This window comes from Isoptericola sediminis, assembly GCF_013085345.1.
Taxonomy (GTDB): domain Bacteria; phylum Actinomycetota; class Actinomycetes; order Actinomycetales; family Cellulomonadaceae; genus Isoptericola; species Isoptericola sediminis.
Map to the genome: position 1 here is coordinate 66,417 of NZ_JABFAJ010000019.1, position 13,665 is coordinate 80,081.

16 protein-coding genes and 1 pseudogene are annotated in these 13,665 nt (G+C 72.0%); 16 read left to right on the forward strand and 1 reads right to left on the reverse strand.

Features of this window, described 5'->3' with window-relative positions; all coding sequences use genetic code 11:
• The first annotated feature begins 148 nt into the window (after window positions 1-148).
• The 12 genes and pseudogenes from HLI28_RS10520 to HLI28_RS10570 all read left to right on the forward strand — a co-directional run bounded on the left by HLI28_RS10520 (window position 149) and on the right by HLI28_RS10570 (window position 8,107).
• On the forward strand, window positions 149-361 hold the full coding sequence (locus HLI28_RS10520; RefSeq protein WP_171247476.1) for a hypothetical protein: 213 nt from the start codon (window positions 149-151) through the stop codon (window positions 359-361).
• The gene (locus tag HLI28_RS10525) at window positions 358-1,629 is read left to right on the forward strand and encodes a hypothetical protein (RefSeq protein WP_171247477.1); all 1,272 of its coding nucleotides are present in this window, start codon (window positions 358-360) and stop codon (window positions 1,627-1,629) included. Before HLI28_RS10520 ends, HLI28_RS10525 begins: the two co-directional genes overlap by 4 nt.
• Window positions 1,630-1,832: 203 nt before the next feature.
• Window positions 1,833-2,075: a hypothetical protein gene (locus HLI28_RS10530; RefSeq protein WP_171247478.1), complete on the forward strand. Its 243-nt coding sequence runs from the start codon at window positions 1,833-1,835 to the stop codon at window positions 2,073-2,075.
• 357 nt (window positions 2,076-2,432) lie between these two features.
• The gene (locus HLI28_RS10535) at window positions 2,433-2,684 is read left to right on the forward strand and encodes a hypothetical protein (protein WP_171247479.1); all 252 of its coding nucleotides are present in this window, start codon (window positions 2,433-2,435) and stop codon (window positions 2,682-2,684) included.
• A 154-nt stretch (window positions 2,685-2,838) separates the two neighbouring features.
• A complete protein-coding gene (locus tag HLI28_RS10540; protein ID WP_171247480.1) occupies window positions 2,839-3,021 on the forward strand; it encodes a hypothetical protein in 183 nt (60 codons plus the stop codon).
• Between the two features lie 15 nt (window positions 3,022-3,036).
• Window positions 3,037-3,357, forward strand: coding sequence for a hypothetical protein (locus HLI28_RS10545; protein WP_171247481.1), 321 nt, complete (start codon window positions 3,037-3,039; stop codon window positions 3,355-3,357).
• A pseudogene (locus tag HLI28_RS15565) lies at window positions 3,357-4,418 on the forward strand (recombinase family protein); the annotation flags it as partial. The gene HLI28_RS10545 and the pseudogene HLI28_RS15565, both read left to right, overlap by 1 nt.
• A 633-nt stretch (window positions 4,419-5,051) precedes the next feature.
• The gene (locus HLI28_RS15570; RefSeq protein ID WP_246246658.1) at window positions 5,052-5,246 is read left to right on the forward strand and encodes a hypothetical protein; all 195 of its coding nucleotides are present in this window, start codon (window positions 5,052-5,054) and stop codon (window positions 5,244-5,246) included.
• Window positions 5,247-5,314: 68 nt separating this feature from the next.
• A complete protein-coding gene (locus HLI28_RS10555; protein ID WP_304603508.1) occupies window positions 5,315-5,665 on the forward strand; it encodes a TadE/TadG family type IV pilus assembly protein in 351 nt (116 codons plus the stop codon).
• Entirely contained in the window at window positions 5,662-6,144 is a 483-nt protein-coding gene (locus HLI28_RS10560; RefSeq protein ID WP_171247484.1) for a pilus assembly protein, read from the forward strand. The genes HLI28_RS10555 and HLI28_RS10560 overlap by 4 nt, the downstream gene beginning before the upstream one ends.
• Before the next feature lie 26 nt (window positions 6,145-6,170).
• Window positions 6,171-6,596, forward strand: coding sequence for a hypothetical protein (locus tag HLI28_RS10565; protein WP_171247485.1), 426 nt, complete (start codon window positions 6,171-6,173; stop codon window positions 6,594-6,596).
• Window positions 6,597-6,694: 98 nt separating this feature from the next.
• Complete coding sequence (locus tag HLI28_RS10570; protein WP_171247486.1) at window positions 6,695-8,107, forward strand: ferredoxin reductase family protein; 1,413 nt, start codon at window positions 6,695-6,697, stop codon at window positions 8,105-8,107.
• Window positions 8,108-8,172: 65 nt separating this feature from the next.
• Here the strand turns inward: HLI28_RS10570 and HLI28_RS15975 are convergent, their stop codons facing one another.
• On the reverse strand, window positions 8,173-8,481 hold the full coding sequence (locus HLI28_RS15975; RefSeq protein ID WP_343035791.1) for a hypothetical protein: 309 nt from the start codon (window positions 8,479-8,481) through the stop codon (window positions 8,173-8,175).
• Between HLI28_RS15975 and HLI28_RS15980 the strand changes: the two genes are divergently transcribed.
• The 4 genes from HLI28_RS15980 (at window position 8,471) to HLI28_RS10590 (ending at window position 13,593) form a co-directional block, all read left to right on the forward strand.
• Window positions 8,471-8,695: an FMN-binding protein gene (locus tag HLI28_RS15980; protein ID WP_343035792.1), complete on the forward strand. Its 225-nt coding sequence runs from the start codon at window positions 8,471-8,473 to the stop codon at window positions 8,693-8,695. The genes HLI28_RS15975 and HLI28_RS15980 overlap by 11 nt on opposite strands.
• Before the next feature lie 5 nt (window positions 8,696-8,700).
• Window positions 8,701-9,483, forward strand: coding sequence for an FAD:protein FMN transferase (locus HLI28_RS10580; RefSeq protein ID WP_171247488.1), 783 nt, complete (start codon window positions 8,701-8,703; stop codon window positions 9,481-9,483).
• A 270-nt stretch (window positions 9,484-9,753) separates the two neighbouring features.
• The gene (locus HLI28_RS10585; protein WP_171247489.1) at window positions 9,754-10,581 is read left to right on the forward strand and encodes a hypothetical protein; all 828 of its coding nucleotides are present in this window, start codon (window positions 9,754-9,756) and stop codon (window positions 10,579-10,581) included.
• A 165-nt stretch (window positions 10,582-10,746) separates the two neighbouring features.
• Window positions 10,747-13,593, forward strand: a complete 2,847-nt coding sequence (locus HLI28_RS10590; protein ID WP_171247490.1) for a hypothetical protein — start codon at window positions 10,747-10,749, stop codon at window positions 13,591-13,593.
• Window positions 13,594-13,665: the final 72 nt, after the last annotated feature.

Genomic DNA, 13,665 nt, shown 5'->3' on the forward strand with positions numbered 1-13,665 from the left:
TCGGTTCCCAGCGGTTCCCGGGAACCAGCCCGGACGCGGTTCCTCGGTTCCCGCGCTTTATAAGCGGGAACCACGGGAACCGACGGTCCTCACAGGGGCGCTCGCGGAGCGTCCGACCCGGTACCACCACTCAGCGAAGGAGCACCCCGTGAGCAAGGCAGCCGAGGACCAGACCGTGGGCGACTGGGTCCAGCAGCACCTGGACGAGGTGTGCGGGTGGCCTGCCCTGAGCACGCCGGAGCGCAAGTGCCTCGTCGAGGCATGCGACCGCGACGTGTTCTCCGCCGGGCTCTGCGCGACCCACCGGCTGCGGGCCAGGTCCCGGATGCTGCGCGAGCGCGACGGGGGCGGGTCGAAATGAGACACGCAGCTCCCGGCCGGGACTGCTCCTGCGGGTGCGGCGGACTCACCAGGGGCGGGAAGTTCCTGCCCGGCCACGACAGCCGGCACGCGACCACGATCCGCAACACCTGGAACGAGGGCGAGCCCGAGGAGGCCCGCCGCCTGGCGCGGGCAGTCGGCTGGGACGTGGACGAGGTCGGCCGGGTCAAGCACGGCCCCCCGGCCCGACGCCGCTCCGAGCGTCGCCCGCGCGGCGTGGTGCAGGTCGTGAGCGAGCCCGGCCCCAGCGGCACGCTCCGGGTCGCCTGCCCCGGCGACTGCGGCCACCACCTGTTCGCACCCGGCGCTGCCGGACGCGAAGTCGAGACCTCCTGCGGCCGGACGCTGCAGGTCGAACCGCTCACCACCACCGCGACGTCGGAGACACCGGCGACGCAACGAAAGGGAACAACCATGAAGTACCGTCCGAACAGCCAGCTCCGCTCCGGCTCCGGTCCGCTCGGTGCGGCCCCCGCGCTCGAGCCCTCCAACCGGCCCCCGGCCGGGAAGGTCCCGGCGGCCCTGCAGCCGCTCGTGGACGAGTGGGACCAGTTCAAGGCCAAGTACAAGGCCGCGGTCAAGGACCTGGACGCGACCGGCGACGGCTCGGCCGCGATGGTCGAGGCGAAGCAGGCCGACCGGCGCAGGGCCGCGCAGATCCTGCGCGACACCGGCGAGTACCCCACCGACCCGACGCCGAACTACGACGCGGTGGTGGCTCGCCGCGACGCTGCCCGGGCGTTCCTGGACACCGCCGAGGACCAGGCCAGCCTGATCTCGGCCGACTACCACCGCGAGTACCTGAAGGTCGCGGCCGACCCGACCTGGCAGACCCAGCACGACCAGGCCCGCGCCAACGTGCACACGGCGGCCCAGGCCCTGATCGACGCGATCGTCCAGGCCGACGAGGTGGACGAGATGGCCACGTGGGCCACGACCGGTCAGCCCTTCAACAACCGGTTCGCGGGCAACCCGGTGATCGAGACCGACGACCTGCCGATCAAGCAGCTCGACCGGGACACCGGCGGCGTCAGCGTCGTCGAACTGCTGGGGGTCGTCGCGAGCCTGTACGACGAGTACCCGGCCGCGGCGGCTCAGCAGGCGGCGCAGGCCGCGGCTCAGCAGGAGGCGCAGGCCTTCGAGGCCGTCGCCCAGGCCCGGGCCGAGAAGGAAGCCGCGGCGCTGGAAGCCCAGGCGGCGGTGAAGAAGTCGGTCAAGGACGCGCGCAAGCCGCAGTACCTCAAGTGAGGACCGCCCCGGCTCCCAGCCCCTCGAGGTGGCTCCCCCTCTCAGTCACCCCGGGGGCCGGGGGTGGTGGCCCGCCTACCCGGGAGGGATTCCCCGGGGGTGGACCAGGGCAGGGGTGGGTAGACCACCAACCCCTGCCCACACCAGGCAGTACCAGGCAGGCAGTACCGACCAGCACGAACACACAGACAAGGAGCGGCAAGATGCCGAGCAAGCGCTACGTCGAAGCAGTCATCGAGATCAAGCAGCGGATGAAGCCGAAGGTGGACAACCAGGGCCACGAGGTCCCGGACCAGACCCCGGCGGTGATGAAGACCGACTGGTGGGGCAACCTGACCTACGCCTCACGCCCGGACGTCGGGACGTTCCGGCTGGACCACCGCACCGAGGCGATCGAGTTCGACCCGCCCACGCCGCCGGACGAGGACACCGGCGACAAGGCGTGAACGGACGCTCGAGGCGGGGGTGCCGGCAAGCCGACGACCCGCACGGTGCTCCCGCTTCGACTCCGCCGTCCCCGACTGACAGGGGGAGGGAACCTTCCCCCGTAATCGTCGACGCACCCGAGAGATACTGCGATCTCCCCCCGAGACTTCGTTCCACACCACTGAGTTCAAGTCTCATTCCGGCCGTCGTTGCCGGAGGGCCTTCCCGTGAGTCGCATTACCCGGATACGCCGCAGAAGCCGATCGAGAACTGGAAGGTCGACGGAGAGCCGAGGAGACCCCTTCGCAACCCAATTCCGTAGGAGGCGATTCACTTGACGACGAATAGAGAGTTGGGCAGCGAGCCTCGAGGAGGCCGTGAAGGGCGACGAGCTGGCGGCGTTGGTCGCGCTGCGCGACAGGCTGGCGCGCCAGATCGACGAGACGAACTCGGCGCGTGACGTCGCGGCGCTGTCGCGGATGCTCGACCGCGTGTTGGAGCGGATCGGCCAGCAGCAGCGCGACGCGGGCAAGCGCCAGCAGCCGGGTCACAGGACCAAGAAGGACGAGATCGCGGAGCGTCGCCGTCAGCGCGAGGCCGAGCGCCGAGCGAAGTTCGGCAACGGCTGACAGAGGGTCTCGACGTGTCCTGGGTGGGGTGGCCTGTCAGAAGGCTCCTGCCCGAGAACACAACTACAACATATCTTGTGGGTAATTGATTTCAGGTGGTTATCTGGAATTGGAGGTAATTCCTCCAACGAGAACCACCCAGGAGTTGAGAACAATGGAAACCGCGACCGTCGCCGCTGGCGACTACGAGGTCTACTTCGAGGACCTGACCTTCGAGATGGGCCGTTCCATCACGGTCTACGCGACCGACCCGCAGCACGCCCGGGACGTCGCCGAGCGGCTACTCAACGAACTCGACTTCGAGTTCGAGATCGCCAGCTCGAGCCGGGTCTCCTGAGGAGCGCTGAGAGCGATGGACACCAAGACCGTTCACGTCGAGACCGTCGAGCAGGCCCACGTCCTGCAGGACGTGAAGTTTGCCGCCGACCGCCTCCGCCGGAGCCTCGGCGACCTGCGGCACGACACGAACCGCCAGATGGAACTCCTCGACCAGGGCTACCAGACCCAGGGCCTGAGCCACCAGACGCTGCAGGAGGTGGTGCAGTACCAGGGAGCGCTCGACGCGCTGATCCGGACCGCCACCTACGTCGGCCTCACCTCCGGCCAGATCCAGGCGGTCACCACGACCCCCGACTTCGTGTCGATCCGCTCCGAGGACGAGAGGAGCGCGTGATGAGGGCCGCCGTCTACCGGCGCGTCTCGACCGCCGACCAGGTCGAGAACACGAGCCTCGCCGACCAGGACCGGCTGTGCCGCGACTACGCCGAACGCCAGGGCTGGGAGGTCGTCGAGGTCTACACGGACGGCGGCAGGTCCGGTACCGACCGCGACCGCCCGGCCTGGCGCGCGATGCTGCAGGACGCCAGCGAGGGCAAGTTCGACGCCGTGGTCGTCGCGGCGCTCGACCGGTTCAGCCGCAAGGTCCACGACGGCGTCGCCGAGATGGACACCCTGTCCGAACTCGGGGTGACCGTCGCGGTGGTCAAGGAGCGAATGGACCTGTCGACGATCGAGGGGCGGCTCACCCGGAACGTGCTGCTCTCAGTCGCAGAGGCCGAGCGCGACCGGATCGTGCAGCGCACCGTCGCGGGCCAGCGTGCCGCAGCCCGGACCCCGGGTCGGTGGCCTGGTGGACAGCCGCCGTTCGGCTGGCGGCTCGAGGGTTCCAAGCGTGAAGCGCGCGCGGTCCCGGACGAGCGCGAGCGGCAGATCATCGAAGCCGTGCACCTGTGGTTCGTGCGCGACGGGCTGTCCTCCGGCGAGGTCGCCGACCGGCTCAACGACCTCGGGCTTCGCTCGCGCAAGGGCGGCAGGTGGTCCTACGAGGTCGTACGTAAGACGTTCTCCAACCCGGTGCTGTGGGACGGCCGCCGGGTCTGGGGCCAGGCCGACTCTGCCCGCGGCGGACGTCACACCCGGCTGGACCGGGAGGGCAAGCCACTACACGGGGAGCCAGTCGAGACGCTCCTGGACGACCCGCCACTGACCCGCGAGGAGTTCGAGGCGATCCAGAGGCAGCTCGGCCGACGCGCGACTGGGAGGCCGCGTTCCGGGGTCCGCTCGCTCGAACTCACGGCGCGGCTGTACGGCGCGTGCAGCAAGCACTACACGGGGGCGTGGCTCGCCCACCAGGGCCGGGCCGTCTACCGCTGCACCGGGCGTCGGCACCGCGGCGTCGGGGTGGAGCGCTGCTCGTGCCCGCAGGTCGACGCCGACGCGGTCAACGAGGCCGTCTGGCAGCAGGTCGTGTCGCTGCTGGGCGACCCGGAACGGCTGCGGACGCTCGCCGCCCAGTGGGTCCAGGCCGAGCCCGACGAGTCCGGCGAGTACGAACTCGACCGGCTTGAGAAGCAGGTAGCCCGGCTCGAGCGAGCGCGGGTGAACGCCGCGCGGGAGTTGCTGCTCGCCGAGGACCCGGCTCCGCTGCGCGAGGCGCTGGCGCAGGTTGAGCGGGAGCACGCCGAACTGTCCGAGCGGCTGGGTGTCCTACGAGTCGTCCAGGCTGACGCGGCAGCGCGGGCTCAGCGCCTGACCGACCTCGCAGCCCTGGCGACCCGGGCGGCGCAGCGGCTGCCGAACCTGCCTGCCGAGCGTCGCGCGGAGGTGCTCGCGCTGCTGGACGTGAAGGTCACGATGAGCCAGATCGAGGGCGGCGTCCCGCGGCAGCTCGAGGTGTCCGGGAGCGTGGACCCGCGCCTGTTCGGCCCCGGGGACGGCGGGGGTGGTGGCCTGGGCGGTGGAACACAGGGCGACGGGGACGATGGTGCCGGTGGTCTTCCTCATCCTGCCGATCACGGTCGTCTTCGCCGTCTTCCCCTCCCTGGCCACGTTGCAGATCGGTCTGTGACCTCGACGAAAGGATGCACCATGACCACCAACCCGCCCGAACGCACGGCCGACCGGCACCTGCCCGAGGCCGACGACCCGGAACGCGGCGACGTCCCCGGCTGGGTCCTCGTCACGCTCATGACGGCAGGTCTGGTCGTCGCGCTCTGGGCACTGGCGGGTCCGCTGCTCGAGGACGCCTTCACCCAGGCGATCGAGAGCGTCACGGGTCTGTGACGTCCGGGTCGTGGGCACGAGCCGACGGCTCGGCGGCCGGCCGTTCCGACGGTGAGCGCGGCTCGGCGGTGGCGGAGTTCGCTCTCGTCTCGGCGCTGCTCGTGGCGCTCTTCCTCGGCGTCGTGCAGGTCGCGCTGGCGTTGCACGTCCGGGCCGTCGCGATCGATGCGGCGGCTGAAGGCGCACGGCTGGCGGCGCGGACCGACCACGACCTCGGTGCCGGTGCCCAGCGGACCAGGGACCTGCTCGCGTCGGCGCTGAGCGAGCGGTACGCGGGCGATGTCGTGGTCGGCACGACGAGGCGCGGTGGACTGGACCTCGTCCGCGTCACGGTCACTGCGCCGCTGCCCGTGGTGGGTCTGCTCGGCCCGTCAGGTGCGATGACCGTCGAGGGGCATGCCGTGGACGAGTCGGCATGACCGGGCGTCCAGACGGCCCCGACCACCCCGAGTCGTCACCGACCGGGTCGGGGGAGGAAGGTGCCGCCGTGGTCGAGTTCCTGGGAGTGGGTGTGCTGCTGCTCGTCCCGCTCGTGTACCTGGTCGTCACCGTCGGCCAGATCCACGCCGCGGGGTTCGCCGTCGAGGGCGCGGCCCGCGATGCCGCGCGGGCCGTGGTGACCGCCGAGTCGTCGGCGACCGGTGCCGCACGTGCTCGGGCGGCGACGGAGGTGGCGCTGGCAGATCAGGGCTTTGTCGTCGACGGCGCCGATGTCCTGGAGCTCGAGTGCTCGGCGAACCCGTGCCTGACACCGGGGGCGACGGTCGGCGTGCGGGTCCGTGTCGAGGTGCCGCTGCCGTTGGCGCCGCCCGCGCTGCAGGACTGGGTGCCGCTGAGCATCCCGGTCGAGGCGGCCCACGTCGCACCGGTCGAGGAGCACGTCGGGGCCCGGCCGTGACGGCGGCACGCGAGGAAGGGCGGATCATGCTGCTCACCGCGGGCTTCGTCGCGGTGGGGCTGATGCTGGTCGGCATGGTGGCCTCGGCCGCGTCCGTGCACCTGGACCGCAAGCACCTGTTCGACCTGGCGGACTCGTTGGCGGTGGCAGGTGCCGACTCGATGGCCCGGGAGACCTACTACGGGGAGGCGATGGCCCCGGACGGGTCGGGCGTGCTGACCTTGACGGACGACGGTGTGCGCGCCGCGGTGGCCGAGCACCTGGCCGTGCAACCGGCGTCCTCGGCCCCGGGACTGCGCGGCGTGAGGGTGCACGAGGCCGCCACGCCGGACGGCCGCAGCGCCCGCGTGAGCCTGGTCGCCACCTCCCACCCGCCGTTGATTCGGTGGTTCACCGAAGCCTTCGGCGGTGGCATCACCGTGACCGCCACGGCAACGGCACGCGCAGGTTGAGCAGGTTCTGTCGGTCGTCGGCGTCCGCCGCCGCGATCCCCAGGCAATTCGTAGGTTCGTCGCAGGCTCTCCCCGGGTAGGCCGCGCACTGTGGACCTATGACAGCGACGACGAGCCACCCCGGCCCTTCCGTCCCGTTCGTGGCGGACCGGCACCCTCCGCGGTCCCGCGTCCGGCGTGACGCGGCCGTCCGGTACGTCGCCGTGGCGGCGCTGTGGCTCGCGCTGCTCGGCGTCGACTGGATGTGGGCCGCCGACGGCGGTCTGCAGGCCCTCACGGCCTGGGACACCGCGTTGACCTCGCTCGGGCAGATCACGGGGCTGGCGTCGGCGGCGCTGCTGCTCGCCCAGGTGTTGCTCATGGCCCGGGTGCCCGCGCTGGAGGCGGCGTTCGGGCGCGACCGGCTCGTGAGCATCCACCGGCTGGTCGGCCTGTGGTCGTTCAACCTGCTCGTCGCCCACCTCGTCCTCATCACCTGGGGGTACGCCGCGGGGAGCATCACCGCATGGCCCGCGACGTTCTGGGAGCTGATGTGGCAGTACCCGGGCATGCTGCTGGCCGTCGGCGCGACCGTGGCGCTGGTGCTGGTCGTGGTCACCAGCGTGCGGGCCGCCCGACGCCGGCTGCGCTACGAGTCGTGGCACCTGCTGCACCTGTACGGGTATCTCGGGGCGGCGCTCGCCCTGCCGCACCAGCTCTGGACCGGGCAGCAGTTCCTCGCCCGCCCCGCCGTCACCGCCGTGTGGTGGACGGTGTGGGCGTTGGTCTTCGCCGCCGTCCTCGTGTGGCGGGTCGCGTTGCCGGCCTGGCGCACCTGGCGTCACCAGATCCAGGTCACCGGCGTCGTGCCGGAGGCGCCCGGCGTGGTGTCCGTGCACCTGACGGGCCGGCGCCTGCACCGACTGGTCGAGCCCGGGCAGTTCCTGGTCTGGCGGTTCCTGGGCCAGCAGGGCTGGACCCGGGGCAAGCCGTACTCGGTCTCCAGCGCCCCGACGTCCCGCTCCGCCCGCGTGACGGTCGCCGCCGTCGGTCCGGCCAGCACCGCGGCCGCCGACCTGCAGCCGGGCACCCGCGTCGTCGTCGAGGGAGCCTACGGCCGCCTCACCCGCCGCGCGCGCACCCGGCGCAAGGTGCTGCTGATCGGTGCCGGCTCCGGGCTTGCACCGCTGCGCGCGCTCGCCGAGGGCCTGGACTACGCCCCCGGGGAGGCCGTGCTCATCGAGCGGTACCGCGAACACCCGCTGTTCGCGGCCGAGCTCGACCACCTCGCCGCCACGCGCGGGCTCGGGGTGGTGCGCCTGCCCGGACGACGCCGGGCCGACGGCTCGTGGGTCGGGCCCGGGTTCGACGGCGACGACGACGAGCGGGTCCTGCGCGGCTGGGTGCCCGACGTCGCCGAGCGTGACGTGTACGTCTGCGGACCGCCCGCCTGGACGCAGAGCGTCCGCGAGGCCGCCCTCGCTGCCGGCGTCCCCGCCGAGCAGCTCCACAGCGAAGACTTCGGATGGTGACGCGCGATGAAGAAGATCGTCCTCTGGGTACTGTCGACGGTCACCGTCCTGGTCCTGCTGCTGGGCTATCGCACCTCGACCGACCCTGACGCGCTGAGCACCTCGACGTCGGTGGTGCAGGCGGCGACCGGGACCACGTCGGGATCAACGAGCAGCTCCGGGTCGACCAGCAGCGGCACGACGGACTCGGGCGGCGGGTCGACGGGTTCCGGGTCGACCGACACCTCGAACGGGTCCGGGTCCTCGAACGGCAGCTCGGGATCGTCCGGCTCCGGCCGCTCCGGCTCCTCGGGGTCGTCGTCCGGGTCCGGCAGCACGACGGCGTCCGGCGACGTCGTCCAGACCCGGTGGGGCCCGCTCCAGGTGGAGATCACCGTCAAGAACGGCGAGATCACCGCCGTCGACGTCCCGTTGTACCCGGACGACAACGGCAAGGACCGCCAGATCAACGGGTACGCGCTGCCGGTGCTCGTCCAGGAGACGCTCGACGCCCAGAGCGCCTCGATCGACATGGTCAGCGGCGCCACCGTGACGAGCACGGGGTACACGCAGTCGCTGCAGAGCGCGCTCGACCAGGCGGGGCTGTGAGCGGCATGGCGACCACCCAGCCGGCGGTCCGCCGCCGGGTCGTGCACGTCATGGGGATGCCCATCAGCCTGGCGCTGCGTGGTGTTCACGCCGACGGGCCGACGGCGGACCTGGCCTGGGACCTGGTGGTCACCGAGCTGCAGCACGTGGACGCCACCTTCAGCACCTACCGGCCCGACTCGGTGATCAGCCGGCTGGCACGCGGCGAGATCGACGCCGACGCCCTGCCGGACGAGGTGGTCGAGGTGCTGGCACTGGGGGAGGAGGCGCGCCGGGCGTCCGACGGCGCCTTCGACGTCGTGCAACGGCACCCGGACGGCACGGAGACGTTCGATCCGAGCGGGGTCGTCAAGGGCTGGGCGATCGAGCGGGCCACCCGGCACCTGCGCGCACTGGAGGGAACGGACTTCTGCCTCTCGGCCGGCGGCGACATGGTGTGCCGCGTGGCCAGCGACGACGCCGAGCCCTGGCGGGTCGGGATCGAGGACCCGCACGCCCCGGCGCGGCTCGTCGCCGTCGTGCCGGTGCGGGACGGCGCCGTGGCGACCTCCGGGCTCGCGCACCGGGGTGACCACGTCGTGGATGCGCGCTCCGGGCGGACGCCGACGGCGCTCGCGTCCGTGACCGTCGTCGGGCCGAGCCTGACGTGGGCGGACATCGACGCCACGAGTGCCTTCGCGCTCGGTGCCGACGGCCGCGACTGGCTCCGGACGCGGGCGGGGGAGACGGGGCTGGTGGTCTGGGCGGACGGGCGTGCCGAGCCGTTCGCCGCCGTCGGGTCCCGATGATCCGCCGTGGACGACTGCCGGGCAACGTCGCCGCACGGTGGGGGGCGGCCGCGTCAGAGGCCTATCCGGTTCGCGCCATGTCCCGCCTGCGCGCATGGCCCCGGCACACCGGGCGCCACCGGGTGATGAGGGTGATTTCTCCCGGCTGAACGCGCCTCGGTCCTCTTTGTCATCGACGATGAGTCACACGGCGACCGTGCACGTTCGACGCTGACGTGCCAGGGCGGACAAAGACGTCTCTCGCATCGTGACAGATGGGGTGATGGGGGCGTGGCCCGATCGCGTGGACGACCTGCCGGCCTGGTGCTGTCGGCCGCGTCGGCCCTGCTGGTCGCGGGCTGTCTCGGGTCCGACTACCGCGATCTGCCGCTCGACCTGTCCGCCTGGGACAGCGGGTGGCTCGCCGCGGTCGAGCCGGAGGAGGAGCTCTGGGTCGGTCTTGACGGCAACAACCTCCACCCCGACCAGGCGTGGGAGCTCGTCGAGGTCGATGACGCGGTGCTGCGGCTGACCACGAGCGAGCACGAGGTTCCGCCTCCAGGGTCCGGCGACCCCGGCGACCCGCACATCTCGACGACCGTCTTCGGGTTCGTGGGAGGCGATCTGGGCCGCACGCGGCTGCGCTTCGAGCTGGTCGTCGACGGCGAACGCGTCGACGTCGCGGAGTACACGGTCGACGTGGTCGACGATGCCTGCGCGGCCGAGACCGCCGCCGTGGCCAACCGCTGCGGCGGGGAGCTGTTCTCCTACCAGCCGCAGTACCTCCAGGCGCTGAACCACGGCGAGCAGGTGAACCTGGATGTGGGGGAGGAAGTGGAGCTGGTCCTGCCCGCGAACGCCGGGTTCCCGGACACGGCGTGGCAGGTGGCCGACCACGACGACGCCGTGATCGCGGTCGACGGCCCGGTCGACCTGGGTCCGGCCCGTTCGCCTGGAGACTTCAGCGAGGTCGACCCGGAGGTGCGGCACTCGTTCCTGCCGGCCTGGCGGTTCAACATCACCGGTACGGCGCCGGGGGAGAGCCCAATGGTGCTCGAGCTGACGGTGGACGGCGAGCGGATCGACGTCTACGAGCTCGTGGTGCTCGTCGGGATGTAGATCAGGCGACCGCCGGTCACAGGTGTGGCTGATCCCCGGTAACGACCGCGATTGGTCCCCGGGATGGACTGCCGAACGTGCAGAAAGTGTGAACTTCGCTACGCTCGGTCAAGCTCGGTCCCGTTCGAGCGCATCTTTCCCCAACATCCTGACAAAGAGGTTTCCGTGGTGGACAGCGACGTCCCGACCCTCGACGCGCGCTCCCGACGCGCGGCGGCGCACCCCAAGACATTGCTGACTGTGGCGGTGATCGCCGCTGCGGCGTCGGCACTCCTCGTCGGACCGGAGGGAGTCGCCGCCGTGGTCCAGACCGAGGAGTCGACCACGGAAATCACGACGACGGACTCCTCGGTGGTGGCGATCGACGGGTTCGACGTCGTCGACGCGACCAGTGACGCCCTCATCGACGAGCTGGGCGCGTTCGCGGTCCTCGCGACCGACGACCTTCCGCCGTACACGATCGTGGCGCGGTTCGAGGACGATGCGAAGCCCGGGTCGGTGGTGTTCGAGATCAACGGGGACGTGGTGGTCGACGACCAGGCCCCGTTCACGGTCGGGCCGGAGGACGGTACCGATCTGCTGGCACTCGACCTGGTGGAGGGGGAGTACCTGCTGGAGGCGACGCCTTACGCCGAGGACGGGGGGACGGGCGCGGCAGGCGAGACCGTCACCGCGAACTTCATCGTGACCGACGAACCCGGGGCGAACACCGACTTCGACCTCGAGGCCGAGGCCGAGGGTGAGGCCGAGTCGGAGGTCGAGGTCGAGGTGGCACCGGGCACGGCGGCCGGTGCCGTCGGTGTCGCGGGTGCGGGGGCCGCCTCGGGGAACAGCGCGCTGTCGGGCGCCGAGACCTCGGCGTCGACGACGCTGACCACGCGCCGGCCCGCGCCGTTCGCGACGGACATCAGCTCGTCCAACACCTCGACCGACGCCGAGGTCGGCTGGGCGGCCGTGTCGCCGTCACCTCTCTTGTCTGCCGACGGTGAGGCCGAGGCGGAGGTCGAGTCCGAAGCGGAGGCCGAGACCGGTAACGGCGCGGCAGGTGCCGCCGCGGGGACGGCTGTGGCCAGCGGTGCGGTCGGCACGGACGTGTACCTGTTCGAGGACGGCGTGTCACGACCGGTGGCGGCCGACGCCAGTCGGGCAGCGGATACCTCGTCGGCGACGAGCGGCTCCACCGCCCCGATCTCGCCCGAGGTCGGCTATCGCGACGAGCGGAAGGACTCCGAGGGGGACGACGCCGGCGACGCGACCGGCGAGGAAGATGTCATCCAGACGGTCTCCGCGAGCGACACCCCTGCGCTGCAGCTCGACACCGAGGCCGAGACCGAGGCCGAGGCAGAAGCCGAGGCAGAAGCCGAGGTCGACATGGGCGCGGCGGCCGCCGCCTCGACGGGCGGTGCGATCGGAAGCGGCGTCGGCGACTTCGCGACGACGTCCGGGCGGGTCGGCACGGCCGTGTCCACCTCCGCGGCACCCGTCAACCGCGAGACCCCAGCGCTGTTCCTCGACGAGGACAGCACCACGACGACCACTGCGTGGACGTCGGAGGCGCCGGCGACCCTGTCCTCCGGCATGGAGAAGCCCGGTGCGGGCCTGTTCGAGGCCGAAGCGGAGGCCGAGGCGGAGGCGGAGGCCGAAGCCGAGACCGGGAACGGCAGCGCCGCCGTGGCGACGGTGGCGTCCGGCGCTGGCGGTGCGTCAGGGCTCACCGCCACCTCGCGGACGAGCAGATCGACGGCTGCCTCGACGAGCACCCGCGGGAAGACCGGCGACACCGTCCGCCGAAATCATGTGACGGACGAGGATCAGCAGCGCAACACCGACGACGTGCCGTTCGAGGGGGACGAGGCCGAGGCGGACGCCGCGGCCCTGACCGGCGCCGAGGCGACCGCCGAGCCCGACCTCGACCCCTCGACGTCAGCCACCGCCGACCCCACAGCGACCGGCGACGCCACGAGCGAAGCCGAGCTGACCCGCGAGGCGACCAGCGAGGATGGCGCTCAACCCCGGGAGTCCACCACGCCCGAGGCGGACATCCCCCAGGTCGAGACCTACGACAGGCCCCAGCTCGCGGCCGACGGTGACGTCGTGCCGCAGCCGGGCAACCTCGAGATCGAGATCGAGAGCGAGGTCGAGGCCGAGGCCGAGGCCGAGGCCGGCTTCAACGCGGCGGCGGCCGGCGCCGCGGCGGTCGGGGCCCAGGCGGAGAACGGCCTGTTGCCCACCCCGGCGGAGGCCGCGACCGCGACGTCGACGTCGACGAAGGTGTTCGACGGCCGCGAGGTGACCTCCGAGGAGATCGATCGTCCCGGGCCCGCCGCCGCAGGCAACCGCAACGGCCTCCCGAACCCCGTCGTCGACGAGTCCGACCTCCTCTTCGAGGTCGAGGCCGAGGCAGAGGCGGAAGCCGAGGTCGGGTGGAACGCGGGAGCGGCCGCCGCCGGGACCAGCGGTGCCGGGTACGAGACCCTCGACCAGGACGCGCAGGTGGAGACCACGCTGTTCTCGGCTGCGGCCGCGAGCACGGTGGGCACCGACATCACGATCGAGCTGACGGTGCCGCCGGAAGGCGAGGCGGGCACCGTGACGGCGTACGCGCGGGCGGAGGACCCGAAGTGCCGCGGGGTGGCGGTGGCGATCGCCGTCGCCGGGGTCCCGACCGAGTCGGGCGTCGACAACGAGGCTGAGGCAGAGGGCGAGGACCTGTGTCTCGTCGAGCTCGAGGTGTCGGTCGAGACCGACCCCGCCGACGCCGCCGACCCGACCCTGCTGATCGACGACGAGGACACCGAGGCCGCCGACGAGTCCGAGCGGGAAGGACGCGACTCGATCCTCGAGAGCGAGAGCGAGGCCGAGGTGGAAGCGGAGGCCGAGGCCGGTTACGGGGTTGCCTCGGCTGCGGCCGGCGCAGGTGCGGCCGGCCGGTTCGCCGACGCCATGGCGGTCACGTCGACCTCGTCGGACGAGTACACCGGTACCTATGACTTCGGGGACACGACGGTGTAGGCACTCCGACCTCGCACCGACCCCTGCCGCACGTGGATGCGGCAGGGGTCGGCCGCCGTTTCGCCGGCACCG

Coding starts and splice junctions, on each gene's coding strand:
- HLI28_RS10525 (WP_171247477.1), top strand. CDS start 358: ATGAGACACGCAGCTCCCGGCCGGGACTGCTCCTGCGGGTGCGGCGGA.
- HLI28_RS10565 (WP_171247485.1), top strand. CDS start 6,171: ATGCTGCTCACCGCGGGCTTCGTCGCGGTGGGGCTGATGCTGGTCGGC.
- HLI28_RS10580 (WP_171247488.1), top strand. CDS start 8,701: ATGGCGACCACCCAGCCGGCGGTCCGCCGCCGGGTCGTGCACGTCATG.
- HLI28_RS10540 (WP_171247480.1), top strand. CDS start 2,839: ATGGAAACCGCGACCGTCGCCGCTGGCGACTACGAGGTCTACTTCGAG.
- HLI28_RS10530 (WP_171247478.1), top strand. CDS start 1,833: ATGCCGAGCAAGCGCTACGTCGAAGCAGTCATCGAGATCAAGCAGCGG.
- HLI28_RS10570 (WP_171247486.1), top strand. CDS start 6,695: ATGACAGCGACGACGAGCCACCCCGGCCCTTCCGTCCCGTTCGTGGCG.
- HLI28_RS15570 (WP_246246658.1), top strand. CDS start 5,052: ATGACCACCAACCCGCCCGAACGCACGGCCGACCGGCACCTGCCCGAG.
- HLI28_RS10560 (WP_171247484.1), top strand. CDS start 5,662: ATGACCGGGCGTCCAGACGGCCCCGACCACCCCGAGTCGTCACCGACC.
- HLI28_RS10545 (WP_171247481.1), top strand. CDS start 3,037: ATGGACACCAAGACCGTTCACGTCGAGACCGTCGAGCAGGCCCACGTC.